The 12,972-nt window shown below is 63.8% G+C and carries 16 protein-coding genes and 2 tRNA genes; 14 read left to right on the top strand and 4 right to left on the bottom strand.

From position 1 onward, the window contains the following. Window positions 1–14: 14 nt before the first annotated feature. The 11 genes from rpmD to I5803_RS12085 all read left to right on the top strand — a co-directional run bounded on the left by rpmD (window position 15) and on the right by I5803_RS12085 (window position 6,000). The gene (gene rpmD / locus I5803_RS12135; protein ID WP_196986609.1) at window positions 15–200 is read left to right on the top strand and encodes a 50S ribosomal protein L30; all 186 of its coding nucleotides are present in this window, start codon (window positions 15–17) and stop codon (window positions 198–200) included. Between the two features lie 2 nt (window positions 201–202). Further along, entirely contained in the window at window positions 203–634 is a 432-nt protein-coding gene (rplO, locus tag I5803_RS12130) for a 50S ribosomal protein L15 (RefSeq protein WP_196986608.1), read from the top strand. A gap of 27 nt (window positions 635–661) precedes the next feature. After that, window positions 662–1,981: a preprotein translocase subunit SecY gene (gene secY, locus I5803_RS12125; RefSeq protein ID WP_196986607.1), complete on the top strand. Its 1,320-nt coding sequence runs from the start codon at window positions 662–664 to the stop codon at window positions 1,979–1,981. Window positions 1,982–2,070: 89 nt separating this feature from the next. After that, window positions 2,071–2,184, top strand: coding sequence for a 50S ribosomal protein L36 (gene rpmJ, locus I5803_RS12120; RefSeq protein WP_011481465.1), 114 nt, complete (start codon window positions 2,071–2,073; stop codon window positions 2,182–2,184). 25 nt (window positions 2,185–2,209) lie between these two features. Next, window positions 2,210–2,575 carry a 30S ribosomal protein S13 gene (gene rpsM, locus I5803_RS12115; protein ID WP_196986606.1) on the top strand — a complete coding sequence of 122 codons (366 nt, stop codon included), beginning with the start codon at window positions 2,210–2,212 and terminating at the stop codon, window positions 2,573–2,575. An 18-nt stretch (window positions 2,576–2,593) separates the two neighbouring features. Then, on the top strand, window positions 2,594–2,998 hold the full coding sequence (gene rpsK / locus I5803_RS12110; protein WP_013902952.1) for a 30S ribosomal protein S11: 405 nt from the start codon (window positions 2,594–2,596) through the stop codon (window positions 2,996–2,998). A gap of 85 nt (window positions 2,999–3,083) precedes the next feature. Next, window positions 3,084–3,707, top strand: a complete 624-nt coding sequence (gene rpsD / locus I5803_RS12105) for a 30S ribosomal protein S4 (protein WP_196986605.1) — start codon at window positions 3,084–3,086, stop codon at window positions 3,705–3,707. Between the two features lie 125 nt (window positions 3,708–3,832). Beyond that, window positions 3,833–4,822 carry a DNA-directed RNA polymerase subunit alpha gene (locus tag I5803_RS12100; protein WP_196986604.1) on the top strand — a complete coding sequence of 330 codons (990 nt, stop codon included), beginning with the start codon at window positions 3,833–3,835 and terminating at the stop codon, window positions 4,820–4,822. Window positions 4,823–4,889: 67 nt separating this feature from the next. Beyond that, on the top strand, window positions 4,890–5,285 hold the full coding sequence (gene rplQ, locus I5803_RS12095; RefSeq protein WP_196986603.1) for a 50S ribosomal protein L17: 396 nt from the start codon (window positions 4,890–4,892) through the stop codon (window positions 5,283–5,285). A 33-nt stretch (window positions 5,286–5,318) separates the two neighbouring features. Beyond that, window positions 5,319–5,395: transfer RNA gene (locus tag I5803_RS12090), tRNA-Met, on the top strand. A gap of 422 nt (window positions 5,396–5,817) precedes the next feature. Continuing rightward, window positions 5,818–6,000, top strand: coding sequence for a hypothetical protein (locus I5803_RS12085; RefSeq protein ID WP_196986602.1), 183 nt, complete (start codon window positions 5,818–5,820; stop codon window positions 5,998–6,000). 250 nt (window positions 6,001–6,250) lie between these two features. On the opposite strand, the gene I5803_RS12080 is transcribed toward I5803_RS12085, so the two are convergent. Both I5803_RS12080 and I5803_RS12075 read right to left on the bottom strand, forming a co-directional pair. Then, window positions 6,251–7,456 (bottom strand): ABC transporter substrate-binding protein, encoded by a 1,206-nt coding sequence (locus I5803_RS12080; RefSeq protein WP_354001656.1) that lies wholly within the window; start codon window positions 7,454–7,456, stop codon window positions 6,251–6,253. Between the two features lie 46 nt (window positions 7,457–7,502). Next, complete coding sequence (locus tag I5803_RS12075) at window positions 7,503–7,910, bottom strand: response regulator (protein WP_196986601.1); 408 nt, start codon at window positions 7,908–7,910, stop codon at window positions 7,503–7,505. A gap of 200 nt (window positions 7,911–8,110) precedes the next feature. Here I5803_RS12075 and I5803_RS12070 point away from each other — a divergent pair, with 200 nt between their 5' ends. Beyond that, a complete protein-coding gene (locus tag I5803_RS12070; RefSeq protein WP_196986600.1) occupies window positions 8,111–9,457 on the top strand; it encodes a sensor histidine kinase in 1,347 nt (448 codons plus the stop codon). Window positions 9,458–9,480: 23 nt separating this feature from the next. Here I5803_RS12070 and I5803_RS12065 read toward each other — a convergent pair. Then, window positions 9,481–9,556: transfer RNA gene (locus I5803_RS12065), tRNA-Arg, on the bottom strand. Window positions 9,557–9,694: 138 nt separating this feature from the next. Here I5803_RS12065 and I5803_RS12060 point away from each other — a divergent pair. Beyond that, window positions 9,695–10,618, top strand: coding sequence for a c-type cytochrome (locus I5803_RS12060; RefSeq protein WP_196986599.1), 924 nt, complete (start codon window positions 9,695–9,697; stop codon window positions 10,616–10,618). Between the two features lie 49 nt (window positions 10,619–10,667). On the opposite strand, the gene I5803_RS12055 is transcribed toward I5803_RS12060, so the two are convergent. Beyond that, the gene (locus I5803_RS12055; protein ID WP_196986598.1) at window positions 10,668–11,198 is read right to left on the bottom strand and encodes a DUF2946 family protein; all 531 of its coding nucleotides are present in this window, start codon (window positions 11,196–11,198) and stop codon (window positions 10,668–10,670) included. A gap of 325 nt (window positions 11,199–11,523) precedes the next feature. On the opposite strand from I5803_RS12055, the gene I5803_RS12050 reads away from it, so the two are divergent. Then, window positions 11,524–12,966 (top strand): ammonium transporter, encoded by a 1,443-nt coding sequence (locus I5803_RS12050; protein ID WP_196986597.1) that lies wholly within the window; start codon window positions 11,524–11,526, stop codon window positions 12,964–12,966. Window positions 12,967–12,972 lie beyond the last annotated feature (6 nt).

Raw genomic sequence — 12,972 nt, 5'->3', positions numbered from 1 at the left:
CCGGAGCACATCAAATGGCATCCCAACAGAAAACCGTCAAGGTCCAGCTGGTGCGCAGCCCCATCGGGACCAAGGTCGACCACCGCGCCACGGTGCGCGGGCTCGGCCTGCGCAAGCTCAACAGCGTGAGCGAGCTGGAAGACACGCCCGCCGTGCGCGGAATGATCAACAAGATCGACTACCTCGTGAAGGTGCTTTGATCATGGAACTCAATACCATCAAGCCGGCAGACGGCGCCAAGCATGCTAAGCGCCGTGTCGGCCGCGGCATCGGCTCGGGCCTGGGCAAGACCGCGGGTCGCGGTCACAAGGGCCAGAAGTCCCGCGCGGGCGGCTACCACAAGGTTGGCTTCGAAGGCGGCCAGATGCCGCTGCAGCGCCGCCTGCCGAAGCGCGGCTTCAAGTCGCAATCGGCCAAGTTCAACGGGGAGATCTCGTTGGCTGCGCTCGAGCGCCTGGGCGCCGCCGAAGTGGATCTGCTCACGCTGAAGCAAGCGGGCCTGATCGGCCAGCTCGTGAAGTCCGTGAAGGTCATCAAGGCAGGCGAATTGAAGAAGGCCGTCAAGATCACCGGCCTGTCCGCGACGGCCGGTGCCAAGGCGGCGATCGAAGCGGCCGGTGGAAGCTTGGCCTGAACTTGAATAGCACGAAGGAACGTACGGGTGGCAACTAGCGCTGCACAAATCGCGAAGACCGGCAAGTTCGGCGACCTGCGTCGCCGGCTGGTTTTCCTTTTGCTCGCGCTGGTTGTGTACCGGATCGGCGCGCACATTCCCGTACCCGGCATCAACCCCGACCAGCTCGCGCAGCTGTTCAAGGGCCAGCAGGGCGGCATCCTGAGCTTGTTCAACATGTTCTCGGGCGGGGCCTTGTCGCGCTTCACCGTGTTCGCGCTGGGCATCATGCCCTACATCTCGGCTTCGATCATCATGCAGTTGCTCACATACGTCGTCCCGACGTTCGAGCAGATGAAGAAAGAAGGCGAAGCTGGTCGTCGCAAGATCACGCAGTACACGCGCTACGGCACGCTGGGCCTCGCCTTGTTCCAGTCCATGGGCATCGCCCTGGCCCTGGAAGGTTCGGCCGGTCTCGTCATGAATCCCGGCTTCGGGTTCCGCATGACTGCCGTGGTCAGCCTCACTGCCGGAACGATGTTCCTGATGTGGCTGGGCGAGCAGATCACCGAGCGCGGTTTGGGTAACGGGATTTCGATCCTGATCTTTGCTGGAATCGCGGCGGGCCTGCCCAACGCGATCGGCGGGTTGCTCGAGCTGGTGCGTACGGGTGCAATGAGCATCCTGGTGGCGATCTTCATCGTGGCGCTGGTGGCCCTGGTCACCTACTTCGTGGTGTTCGTCGAACGGGGCCAACGCAAGATTCTCGTGAACTATGCGCGGCGCCAAGTCGGCAACAAGGTCTACGGCGGCCAGTCGTCGCACTTGCCCCTGAAGCTGAACATGGCCGGCGTGATCCCCCCGATCTTCGCGTCCTCGATCATCCTGCTGCCGACCACAGTGGTGAGTTGGTTTGCCACGGGCGATAGCCTGCGATGGCTCAAGGACATCGCCGGCACTCTGACACCCGGGCAGCCGATTTACGTCATGCTGTATGCCAGTGCGATCGTGTTCTTCTGCTTCTTCTACACGGCGCTTGTGTTCAACAGCCGCGAGACCGCTGACAACCTGAAGAAGAGCGGGGCGTTCATTCCGGGGATTCGGCCTGGCGAACAAACGGCCCGCTATATCGACAAGATCCTGGTACGCCTGACGCTTGCGGGTGCGGTGTACATCACCTTCGTTTGCCTGCTACCGGAGTTCCTGATCCTGAAATACAACGTGCCGTTCTATTTCGGCGGCACCTCGCTCCTGATCATCGTGGTCGTGACCATGGATTTCATGGCGCAGGTCCAGAATTATTTGATGTCGCAGCAATATGAATCGTTGCTGAAGAAGGCGAACTTCAAGACTTCGCCCGGCGGTTAGCGTCCGCCTTCCCCGCCCTGCGATTTGTCGAGGGTACGAACAGTTTTCCGCGCGAAGTCGCGCATTGGTTGGTTTTAGGAGAAACGAACATGAGAGTTTCGGCTTCGGTCAAGAAAATTTGCCGCAACTGCAAGATCATCCGCCGCAAGGGCGTTGTGCGCGTGATCTGCACGGATCCGCGTCACAAGCAGCGCCAGGGCTGATTAGAGAGTTATAGGAAAGACGAACATGGCACGTATCGCTGGCATTAACATTCCGCCGCATCAGCACGCCGAAATCGGCCTGACGGCGATCTTCGGCATTGGCCGCACGCGCGCTCGCAAGATTTGCGAGGCCACGGGCATTCCGTATTCGAAGAAGGTGAAGGACCTGACCGACGCCGACCTGGAAAAGCTCCGGGACGCCATCGGACAGTTCACCATCGAAGGCGACCTGCGCCGCGAAACGACCATGAACATCAAGCGCTTGATGGACATTGGTTGCTACCGGGGCTTCCGTCACCGCCGCGGGCTGCCGATGCGCGGCCAACGCACGCGCACCAACGCCCGTACCCGCAAGGGTCCGCGCAAGGCCGCTCAGGCCCTCAAGAAATAATCGGGAAAGAGATAAGTCATGGCAAAAGCTCCCGCCAATAACGCCGCGCAGCGAGTGCGCAAGAAGGTCCGCAAGAACGTGTCCGACGGCGTCTGCCACGTGCATGCATCCTTCAACAACACAATCATCACGATCACCGACCGCCAGGGCAACGCCTTGTCGTGGGCGTCCTCGGGCGGCCAGGGCTTCAAGGGCTCCCGCAAGTCGACGCCGTTCGCGGCCCAGGTGGCTTCGGAAGTCGCTGGCCGCGCGGCGATCGAGCAGGGCATCAAGAACCTGGACGTCGAGATCAAGGGCCCCGGCCCGGGCCGCGAATCGTCGGTGCGCGCGCTGGCCGCGCTGGGCATCCGCATTACGTCGATCGCCGACGTGACGCCGGTCCCGCACAACGGCTGCCGCCCGCAAAAGCGTCGTCGTATCTGATTTTTTAACCAAGCCCACCGCCAGTCGCGCACGCGCCGCTGGCTCCCCCGGGAATAGCCCGGGGCAGAATTGAAAAGGAAGCAAAGTGGCACGTTACCTCGGCCCCAAGGCCAAACTCTCCCGCCGTGAAGGCACCGACCTGTTTCTGAAGAGCGCGCGCCGCTCCATCAGCGACAAGTCGAAATTCGACTCCAAGCCCGGCCAGCACGGCCGCACTTCCGGCCAGCGCACGTCCGATTTCGGCCTGCAGCTGCGCGAGAAGCAGAAGGTCAAGCGGATGTACGGCATCCTGGAGCGCCAGTTTCGCCGCTACTTCGAGGAAGCCGCCCGTCGCAAGGGCAATTCCGGCGCCAACCTCCTGTTCATCCTGGAGTCGCGCCTCGATAACGTGGTGTACCGCATGGGCTTCGGCTCGACGCGCGCCGAAGCACGCCAGCTGGTGTCGCACAAGGCGATCACCGTGAACGGCTCGCCGGTCAATATTCCGTCGTACTTGGTCAAGACCGGCGATGTGATCGCGGTCCGCGAGAAGTCCAAGAAGCAGAACCGCATCGTCGAGGCACTGGAACTGGCCAAGCAGGTCGGTATCCCGGCCTGGGTCGAGGTCAACGCTGACAAAGCCGAAGGCACCTTCAAGAAGGTCCCGGATCGCGACGAATTCGCTGCCGATATCAACGAGTCGCTGATCGTGGAGCTGTATTCCCGTTAAGGGAGCGAGGCAGCTTCGGCGCCCCGAGTTCGAGTTTTATTGTTCCCTGCCGCGGGGCACCGCTGCGGGGCACTTCACCAGCCTTACCGGTGTAACGAGCCGGGGGTATTGAGAGGAAGTCCTGAATGCAAACCAACCTGCTGAAACCCAAAGCCATCAACGTGGAACAGCTTGGCACCAACCGTGCCAAAGTGACCCTGGAGCCTTTCGAGCGCGGCTACGGCCACACGCTCGGCAACGCCCTGCGTCGCGTGCTGCTCTCGTCGATGGTGGGTTATGCGGCCACTGAAGTGACCATTGCCGGCGTGCTGCACGAGTACTCGTCGATCGACGGAGTCCAGGAAGACGTCGTCAGCATCCTGCTGAACCTCAAGGGGGTGGTCTTCAAGTTGCACAACCGCGATGAAGTCACCCTGTCGCTGCGCAAGGATGGCGAAGGTGTCGTCACCGCCGCCGACATCCAGACGCCGCACGACGTCGAGATCATCAACCCTGACCATGTGATCGCCCATCTGTCGCAAGGCGGCAAGATCGACATGCAGATCAAGGTCGAGAAGGGCCGCGGCTACGTGCCTGGCACGATGCGCCGCTATGCAGACGAGCCGACGAAGTCGATCGGCCGCATCGTGCTGGATGCCTCGTTCTCGCCCGTCAAGCGCGTGAGTTACACGGTCGAAAGCGCCCGCGTCGAACAGCGTACGGACTTGGACAAGCTGGTCGTCGAAATTGAAACCAATGGCGCCATCACGGCCGAGGACGCGGTTCGCGCCTCGGCCAAGATCCTGGTGGAACAGCTGGCGGTGTTTGCGCAGCTGGAAGGAAGCGAGCTGGCTGCGTTCGACGCGCCGGTGCAGCGCACGTCGCAGCAATTTGACCCGATCCTGCTGCGTCCGGTTGACGAGCTCGAGCTCACGGTGCGCTCAGCGAACTGCCTGAAAGCCGAAAACATCTACTACATCGGTGACTTGATTCAGCGCACCGAGAACGAGCTTCTGAAGACCCCGAACCTGGGTCGCAAGTCGCTCAACGAAATCAAGGAAGTGCTCGCATCGCGCGGCCTCACCTTGGGCATGAAGCTGGAAAGCTGGCCGCCTGCCGGCCTGGACAAGCGTTAATTACAACTGGTGAAACTGGCAGTACCTGATACGGCTGCCTTTTATCGATAACGAAAGGAACATCACCATGCGCCACGGACACGGACTCCGCAAACTCAACCGCACCAGCGAGCACCGCCTCGCGATGCTGCGCAACATGATGAATTCGCTGCTCGAGCACGAAGTCATCAAGACCACGGTCCCCAAGGCCAAGGAACTGCGCCGCGTCGTCGAGCCGATGATCACGCTGGCCAAGGAACCCACGGTCGCGAACCGCCGCTTGGCGTTCGACCGCCTGCGCGATCGCGACATCGTGACCAAGCTCTTCGGCGAACTTGGCCCGCGCTACCAAGCGCGCCCGGGTGGCTACACCCGCATTCTCAAAATGGGTTATCGCGTGGGCGATAACGCGCCGATGGCGCTGGTCGAACTCGTCGACCGCCCGGAGATTTCGGGTGAAACGGATGCCCCTACAGAAGCATAAGCCGGCGTGAGCCGCGTATAATTCAGACATCGACGCGCGATGGAGCAGCCTGGTAGCTCGTTGGGCTCATAACCCAAAGGTCGCAAGTTCAAATCTTGCTCGCGCAACCAAACATGCTGGCGATTTTCGCTGGCAGCAAACGCCCACTTGTTAGTGGGCGTTATTGTTTGTGGCGTGCGCAGCCGCCAATCCGCACACCAGGCGCTGGCCGCTCTGGCCATCAAATCTAGCTAAAGCGGTCCCTAGTGCCGCGTTATGCGTTGACTGACACTCCCGCGCAAGTCGCAGTTTTTAGCGACAACGGTCGGGGAGCGATCTTCATTCAGCGTGCCTTGTTGCGACCTACTGATCGTCAGTTGCGGGTAGACCTTGGCGAGTCGGCATCACTGGCGAAGGCCGTCCAATCAATTGCGAGCTGGTCCCCGTCCAGTTCGACGAAGACGCTCGTGCGCTCCCGTGGCTTCAATATTTTTAACTTACTCGTCACGCATCGGGGCAAAACGCTTGGCTACGCTACCACGGCGCCAAATGTATGGCAGGCACAGTCCCTGAACAAGGTTGCCGCCACCCCGACGATCTGGCCGCCACCTTCGCGTGCGGCGGGGAACCCATTGCGCACGCGCTGGTGCAATGCACGCTTCTGGAAATGGATGCGTCCGCGGAGTTGGTGCCGCCTGTCCTGAGCGGCTGGCTCGAAACCAAAATGCTCGGCTAGACACCGGGTCTCCGAGCTCACTTCGCGTCCAAAAACCGTCCAGATGGCCGGACGCGACCGCTGGGCTCGCGAGCTGGCACCTCCGCCATGCCGTGGTGAATTGCGTGGGTTCTCCCGAGTTATGAAGGCACGTATGCCGTGTGGTGCTGGTCGGTGCGCTGGGCTCGGGCATTGTGTCGAACCTGGCCAATGATCTTGGCGCCTGAGCTGGAGTTGTAGGAGCCGTCATCCGTCGCCGGACGAGGGCTCTTCAGCGAAGGATCTTGCCGTCCGGCGTGATCGTCACCAGATCCACGGCCCGCGCGGCGTCGCGCACGCCGGCGCGCAGGTTGATGTGGAAGCCGCCGACGTCGTAGTCGGTGACGGAGGACATGGCTTTCTGCAAGCTTTCCTTGTCGAAACTCTTGCCCGAGCGACGCACCGCTTCGGCCAGGGTCTTGGCCGCGATGAAGCCTTCGAGGCTTTCGTATGAAGGCGTCTGGTCGGAGCTGTCGATCGCCGCCAGGTATTCCTTGACGATGGGCGTGGCGGAACTGCGCGGCGAAGGCACCACTTGCGAGATGACGACGCCACCGATCTCCTTGCCGAGCGCCGTGAAGAGCGGGTCGATCCCCACGACCGAGAAGTTCAGGAATGTCCCGCCGTAGCCGGCCTTGCGCATCTTCCGGATGAAGGCCGCCGTGGTGTTGAAGAGGGAAACCTGGATGACCGCCTGGGGCTGGGACTTGAAGAGCGACGCCACTGCCGCATCGACCTTGTCGCTGCTTACGGGCACAAAGGCCGACGCTATCAGAGGCGGCAGCTTGTTCTCCGCCAACACCTGCGTTACTGCGGCAAGGCCGGCGCGGCCCATCGCGTCATCCTCCGCCACCACGGCAATACGCGTCTGTCCGAGTGTCGCGCAATGGCGCACCATCTTCGCGGCCTCGTCGGCTAGGCTTGGGCGCACATGGAACACGTTGGCGTGCGACGTATCGCGCAACGGGTCCGATGCGGCGAAGGGGGCAAAGAAAATTGCGCCTTCCTTGCCCGCGATCTCGGCGCCGGCTTCGCTGCTCGCGGTGCCGACGAAACCGAACAGCACGTCGGCCCCTTCGGCGAGCAGCTTCTGCGCATTCGCTGCGGCCTTCGCAGGGACGTAGCCATCGTCGAGCTGGCGAAGCTCCAGACTGAAACCGGGGCTTGCCTTGCGGCCGTTGAAGGTGTCGATGTACAGCTTGGCCCCGGCCGCGAACGCCAGCCCGATCTCGCTGGCGGGACCGGTGAGGGGTGCGGATTGCCCGAGGACGATCTTGCGCGTGGGCGATTTCGTCTGGCCCCAAGCGGGTACGGTGATGCCAAAGCCCGCAAGGCCGGCGGCCGCGAGGCCCGTTGCGAGCACTGTTCTTCGCTGCATGGTCATGACTCTGCGCCTCTCGGAGTGTTCGTCGAATGCTAGGCTGATTGCCGCGAACACTCATTTCCGTTCGATGACGAAGTCATGACGGAATCATCTGGTATCCCTATCCCGAAGACATGCTGCCCAGCTGCGGACTGAGGTAGCGGCCACCTTTCATGACGGCGTCCAGCGCAAGGACAAGTTCCTCGCCTTTGCCGTCCTTCAAGACGAACCCATCGGCCCCGGCGGCAGTGCCATCCTGTGCGAGCAGTGGCGAGGCCTCACCGGTCACGACCACGATCTTCAGCTGGGGAAATGTGCGGCGCAGGAGCGAGGTGAGGCCCAGGCCGGCGCAGTCGCTCAAGGACAGGTCCAGAAGCACGAGCTGTGCGTCGTGTGCACGCACCAGCGATTCCAGGTCCTTGCCGGCGGCGGTCTCTGCGACCACTTGGTACCGCCGGGTCCGCGTGAGCAGCATCCTCACGCCCAGCCTGACCAGCTCATGGTCCTCGGCCACCACAACGCGGATCATTGCTTCGTCACCCCGCCGTTTCCCAACGGTGACAATGTCATTAATTTGGCCCAAGAAGTGAGATCAAAATCGCACATGTTTGTACTAACGTTTCTTTTGCGGCGCGGGTTGACCGGCCCCCGCCGGGCGGAAGATTGCAGGCCTTGACCCCACTCCCACCTCACACATCGCCACGCGAGTCAGTGGATGCGCGCCTCTTCGTGGCGAAGATCGATCTGCTCGCGCGCCACATTCCTGCTCTGTCCGTCGGCAACTCGGTTCTTGGCGTTGGCGCGGCCTGCATCCTGATCTACCAGGGCTTGCCGGCGCGCCACGTCCTGGCCTGGCTGGCAACGTTGTTCGTCCTCACTGCCGCGCGGCTCCTGGCTTATCGCCACTATCGCCAACTGCCGGTGCCGGCGATCGACGCGAAGCGCTGGGCCTGGGCGCTGTGCGGCTTTTCGTTCATCGCAGGTGTCGTCTGGGGCATGTTGGGCGTGCTCTTCTTCGTTCCGCAGGACCCTCTCACGCTCGCGCTGGTGGTCATCCTGGTCGCCGCGATCCTGTCGGCTGCGCTCAACTCGCTTGGCCCCTATTGGCCGGCGCACCTGGCTTTCGCCCTTCCATGTGCCCTGCCCTTCGCCATCGAATGCGTGACCTCCGGCGTTCCGTCGCTGGCGGTCCTGGGCATACTCGCATTCTTCTACCTTGTCTTCGCCGAGACCTATGCGCGCTCCATCGCGCGCTCCATCGAGCGCTCATTGCGCCTGCGCTTCGAAAACCTGGACCTGCTGCGCGAGGTCACGCTCTCCAAGCAGCGCGCGGACGCTGCCAACCTGGCGAAGACACGCCTGCTCGCGGTGGTGAGCCACGATTTGCGGCAGCCGCTTCACGGGTTGGGTCTCGCGGCAGGGACAGTCGAGGCGGCTTTGCGCGAAGGACTCACGGGCGATCCTCGCGAGGTTTCGGATATCGCCGAAATCGTCCGCCGGATGCGCCAGGAGTGCGAGGGCATGGAACAGCTCGTGAACCAGCTGCTCGGCACGGCCCGCCTCGAAGAGGGCCGCATCCAGGCCAACCCGCAGCGCTGCGATGTGTCCGAGTTGCTGCGGACCATCACGGCGGGCGCGGGGCAACAGGCGAGAAACAAGGGTCTGGAATTGAGGCTGTTTGCGCGTGGCGCGCACTGGGTCTGGACGGACCCGGTGCTGCTCCACAGCATCGTCAGCAATCTCGTATCGAATGCAGTCAAGTACACGTCGTCGGGCGGCGTCCTCGTGGCCTGCCGGCGAGGCCGAGGCAGCCTTCGCATCGAAGTGTGGGACACGGGCATCGGCATCCCGGCGGATGAACTCGAGCTGATCATGGGCGACTACTATCGCGCGCGCAATGCCAACGAGGAGGACGGGGCGAGTCGCGGCTTCGGCCTGGGCCTGTCCATCGTGAGCCGCCTGGTCGCGGTGCTGGGCCTGAAATTCGAAGTCGCCTCGCGGCTCGGCAGGGGGTCGCGCTTTGTCGTCGAACTGCCGGGAGCAGGCGCTGCGGGGCCGGTCACGAAGCGGGAGTGATGCGCAGGGATTGCGCGAAGGCGTGGTGCGGCTGGCGGGGATCGAACCCACGACCCTTGGCTTCGGAGGCCAATACTCTATCCACTGAGCTACAGCCGCGCATGGAACTTGGGTGCAGCGCGCATTATCGCCCATGGCGCCTCCCGCTTTGCGCCGCGCCGGCTCGTGCGATCCCGCCAACCCCTCACAGCTATAATCAAAGGTTGATTTGCAACGCCCCGCCATTTTGAGGACGCCATGAGCGACAGCACGCACGAAGAAGCCCACACCGGCCCAATCAAGACCCCCCAACAGCTCCTGCTCGCGGTGTTTTTCTCGTTCGTCGCCCCGGTGTTCATCATCATCGGGCTCGTGGCGTACGTCGTGTCCGAGAACAAGCCTTCCGGCAGCACGCAGGCCGAAGCCCACGCGCTGGGCGGCGTGACCACCCAGGACCTGGATCGCGGCGTGGCCGAGCGCATCCGCAAGGTGGGCATGGTCGAGATCCGTGACGCCAACCGTCCGCTCAAGAGCGGCGAGGACGTCTTCAAGGCCCAGTGCACCACCTGCCATTCCACCGGCGCCGCCGGCGCGCCCAAGCTGGCGGACGCCGCCGCATGGGGCCCTCGCATCCGCACCGGCTTCGAAGCACTGGTTAATTCCGCGCTGCACGGCAAGGGTGCGATGCCCGCGCAGGGCGGCGGCGATTTCGACGATGTCGAAGTGGCGCGTGCCGTGGCCTACCTGGCCAATGCCGGCGGCGCGAAGTTCGCGGAGCCGAAGGCGCCGGCCGCGCCCGTCCAGGCGTCGGCTGCTTCCGGTGCCGCGATGGTGCAAACCTCGGTGCCTGCCGCCGCGGCGGCTCCTGCTGCTGCGGCCGCACCTGCCCCCACGACTGTCGTGGCAGCAGCTCCCGCTGCTGCCGCACCCCAGGCAGCTGCCGGCGGCGCGGGCGAGGCGCTCTACAAGCAAGCCTGCTTCGCGTGCCACGCCACGGGCGCCGCGAATGCTCCCAGGTTCGGCGACAAGGCCGCGTGGGCGCCGCGCATCAAGACGGGCCTCCCCGCCCTCGTGAAGAGCGTCCTCGCCGGCAAGGGGGCCATGCCCCCCAAGGGCGGTACCGCAGCCCCCGAAGCGGATATCCGCGCGGCGGTGGAATACATGGTGAACGCCGCCAAATAATTCGGCGGCGCATCGAACACAAGGCCGGTCTGTGACCGGCCTTGTCGTTTCAGGCGGCGGCTTTAGCGGCTGCGGGGCTTGCGATGAATCCAAAGCGCACCGGCAATTCGCTGGACTGCACCTCGGCGGGTGTCCATCGGCCCTGCTCGATCGCCTCGGCCGCCTGCGCGACGTCGAGCGTATGCACCAGGCCGAAGCCCACGTCGCAGTCGAAATAGAGTCGCCCGGCTTCATCCGTGAAGCACGCATGGGGCACGGCAGCTCTGCCCGTGTGCGCACTCACCGAAAAGTCCGCGTCGATCCTCCAGATGAAGGGCGCCGCTTCGAGTTCCACGTAGACGCGCTGCGGGCCGTTCTGGAAGAACCACTGGCCCCGGTCGTCGTGGTCGTAGTTGCGGTGGATGAATTCCACCAGCTTTTCATGGCGCAGCAGCGATCCCTTGCTTTGGGGAAACGGGCCCGCGGCCTGCATCCGGTCATCGCGCATGTACCAGTTGCCGCGCGCGTCGAGTCCGAGCCAACCGTAGCAGTGCGGCACGTTGGGCCACTTGGCGAGGGCCTGCCTGACGATGTCATCCATCCTCGAATTATCCGGCGGGCGCCATAAAAAAGGCGCCGCATGCGGCGCCTTGCAAACAACACATCCGACAAGGATGAGCCGAACAAATTCGATTCTGGGTTTTCTTGGTTTGTCTCCTCGGTCCCTCGCCCTCGCTGACCTGTGGGGGCCCGCAGTCGAGTGCACGCACTGTACCTGCCCGCACTTCGATAGTGCATCGGGACTTTCCCACCCTGCGTTCTCGTCCCCTGTGCCCGCTGCTGGTGCTATTCGTAAGAACACGTAGCTTCTGGCACGACTTATGCACTCCCGCTCCCACGTTGGGAAATTCCGAAGGACACACTCCATGCGCTTCGCCGCACCTCTCGTCGCAATCGTCGCCTGCCTGTGCCTCCACGGCGCGGCCTGGAGCCAGGCGGCCGCACCCGCATCCGCCCCCGAACCTGCGAGCGTCGCGTCGTCACCGGTGACGCTCGCACCTGCCGATGCCGTCCCCGCCGCCAGCGCTGTCGCGAAGCCCGCATCGGCCCCAGCGCCCGCGCCACTCACGCACCCGACGCTGGTGGGCACGGACACCATCAATGGCGCGGACACTGCGTGGATGATGACGTCCACCGCTTTGGTGCTTCTCATGACACTGCCGGGCATCGCGCTCTTCTACGCCGGCATGGTGCGCAAGAAGAGTGTCATCAACACCATGGCAAGCGTCGTCGCGATTACCGGGCTGGTCAGCATGCTTTGGTACACGGTGGGCTATTCGTGGGCATTCACGCCCGGCAACGGCTTCATCGGCGGCAACTCGCGCCTCTGGTTCAGCGGCATGGAATACCTGAAGGACGCGGGCAAGGTCGTCGTGAGCCATGTCGCGCCCAACATCCCCGAGTCGGTCTATTCCATGTTCCAGCTCACCTTCGCGATCATCACGGCCGCGCTCGTGGTCGGCTCGTTCGTGGAGCGCATGAAGTTCTCCGCGATGCTGTGGTTCATCGCACTGTGGTCGATGTTCGTCTACGCGCCGATCGCGCACTGGGTGTGGGAGCCGGGCGGCTGGCTCGCGCAGATGGGTGCGCTCGATTTCGCGGGCGGCTCCGTCGTGCACATCAACGCGGGCATCTCCGGCCTGGTCTGCGCGTACTTCCTCGGGCCGCGCCGCGGCTACGGCCGCGAGGCGTTCGAGCCCTTCAACCTCGGCCTCACCATGGCAGGCGCCGGCATGCTGTGGGTCGGCTGGTTCGGCTTCAATGCCGGCTCCGCCGTGGCCGCCGACGGCCGCGCGGGCATGGCGATGCTGGTCACACACATCGCGGCCGCGGCCGGCGCGATGGCCTGGATGTTTGGCGAGTGGGTGATCCGAAGCCGCCCATCCTTGCTCGGGTTGTGCTCGGGCCTCGTCGCGGGACTCGTGGCGATCACGCCCGCGTCGGGATTCGTCACGCCCTCTTCGGCGCTCGTGATCGGCGTGGTCGCGGGTCTCGCGTGCTACTGGGGCGCTACCGCGCTCAAGCGCTTGCTGCGCGCCGACGATTCGCTCGACGTCTTCGGTGTCCACGGCATCGGCGGCATCGTGGGCTGCCTGATGACCGGCCTGCTTGCCAACAAGGGCGTGTCCGGTGTCGAGGGCAGCGTGCTGGTGCAGGCCATCGACGCGGGCGCTGTCCTCCTCTATAGCGGCGGCATGACGGCGGTCCTGCTGCTCCTCACCAAGTGGATTGTCGGCCTGCGCGTGGAAGAGAACGCAGAGCTGACCGGGCTGGACATCTCGCAGCACCGCGAGCGCATCACCACCTGATGCGGG

The organism is Caenimonas aquaedulcis (assembly GCF_015831345.1).
GTDB lineage: Bacteria > Pseudomonadota > Gammaproteobacteria > Burkholderiales > Burkholderiaceae_C > Ramlibacter > Ramlibacter aquaedulcis.
This window is presented reverse-complemented; position numbering and strand designations above follow the sequence as displayed.

Excerpts from the sequence above, each read along its gene's own strand:
- rpsK (WP_013902952.1), top strand. The coding sequence starts at position 2,594 with ATGGCAAAAGCTCCCGCCAATAACGCCGCGCAGCGAGTGCGCAAGAAG.
- I5803_RS12055 (WP_196986598.1), bottom strand. The coding sequence starts at position 11,198 with ATGGATGACATCGTCAGGCAGGCCCTCGCCAAGTGGCCCAACGTGCCG.
- I5803_RS12060 (WP_196986599.1), top strand. The coding sequence starts at position 9,695 with ATGAGCGACAGCACGCACGAAGAAGCCCACACCGGCCCAATCAAGACC.
- I5803_RS12075 (WP_196986601.1), bottom strand. The coding sequence starts at position 7,910 with ATGATCCGCGTTGTGGTGGCCGAGGACCATGAGCTGGTCAGGCTGGGC.
- I5803_RS12100 (WP_196986604.1), top strand. The coding sequence starts at position 3,833 with ATGCAAACCAACCTGCTGAAACCCAAAGCCATCAACGTGGAACAGCTT.
- rpmD (WP_196986609.1), top strand. The coding sequence starts at position 15 with ATGGCATCCCAACAGAAAACCGTCAAGGTCCAGCTGGTGCGCAGCCCC.
- rplQ (WP_196986603.1), top strand. The coding sequence starts at position 4,890 with ATGCGCCACGGACACGGACTCCGCAAACTCAACCGCACCAGCGAGCAC.
- I5803_RS12085 (WP_196986602.1), top strand. The coding sequence starts at position 5,818 with ATGGCAGGCACAGTCCCTGAACAAGGTTGCCGCCACCCCGACGATCTG.
- rpsM (WP_196986606.1), top strand. The coding sequence starts at position 2,210 with ATGGCACGTATCGCTGGCATTAACATTCCGCCGCATCAGCACGCCGAA.
- rpmJ (WP_011481465.1), top strand. The coding sequence starts at position 2,071 with ATGAGAGTTTCGGCTTCGGTCAAGAAAATTTGCCGCAACTGCAAGATC.
- I5803_RS12050 (WP_196986597.1), top strand. The coding sequence starts at position 11,524 with ATGCGCTTCGCCGCACCTCTCGTCGCAATCGTCGCCTGCCTGTGCCTC.
- rplO (WP_196986608.1), top strand. The coding sequence starts at position 203 with ATGGAACTCAATACCATCAAGCCGGCAGACGGCGCCAAGCATGCTAAG.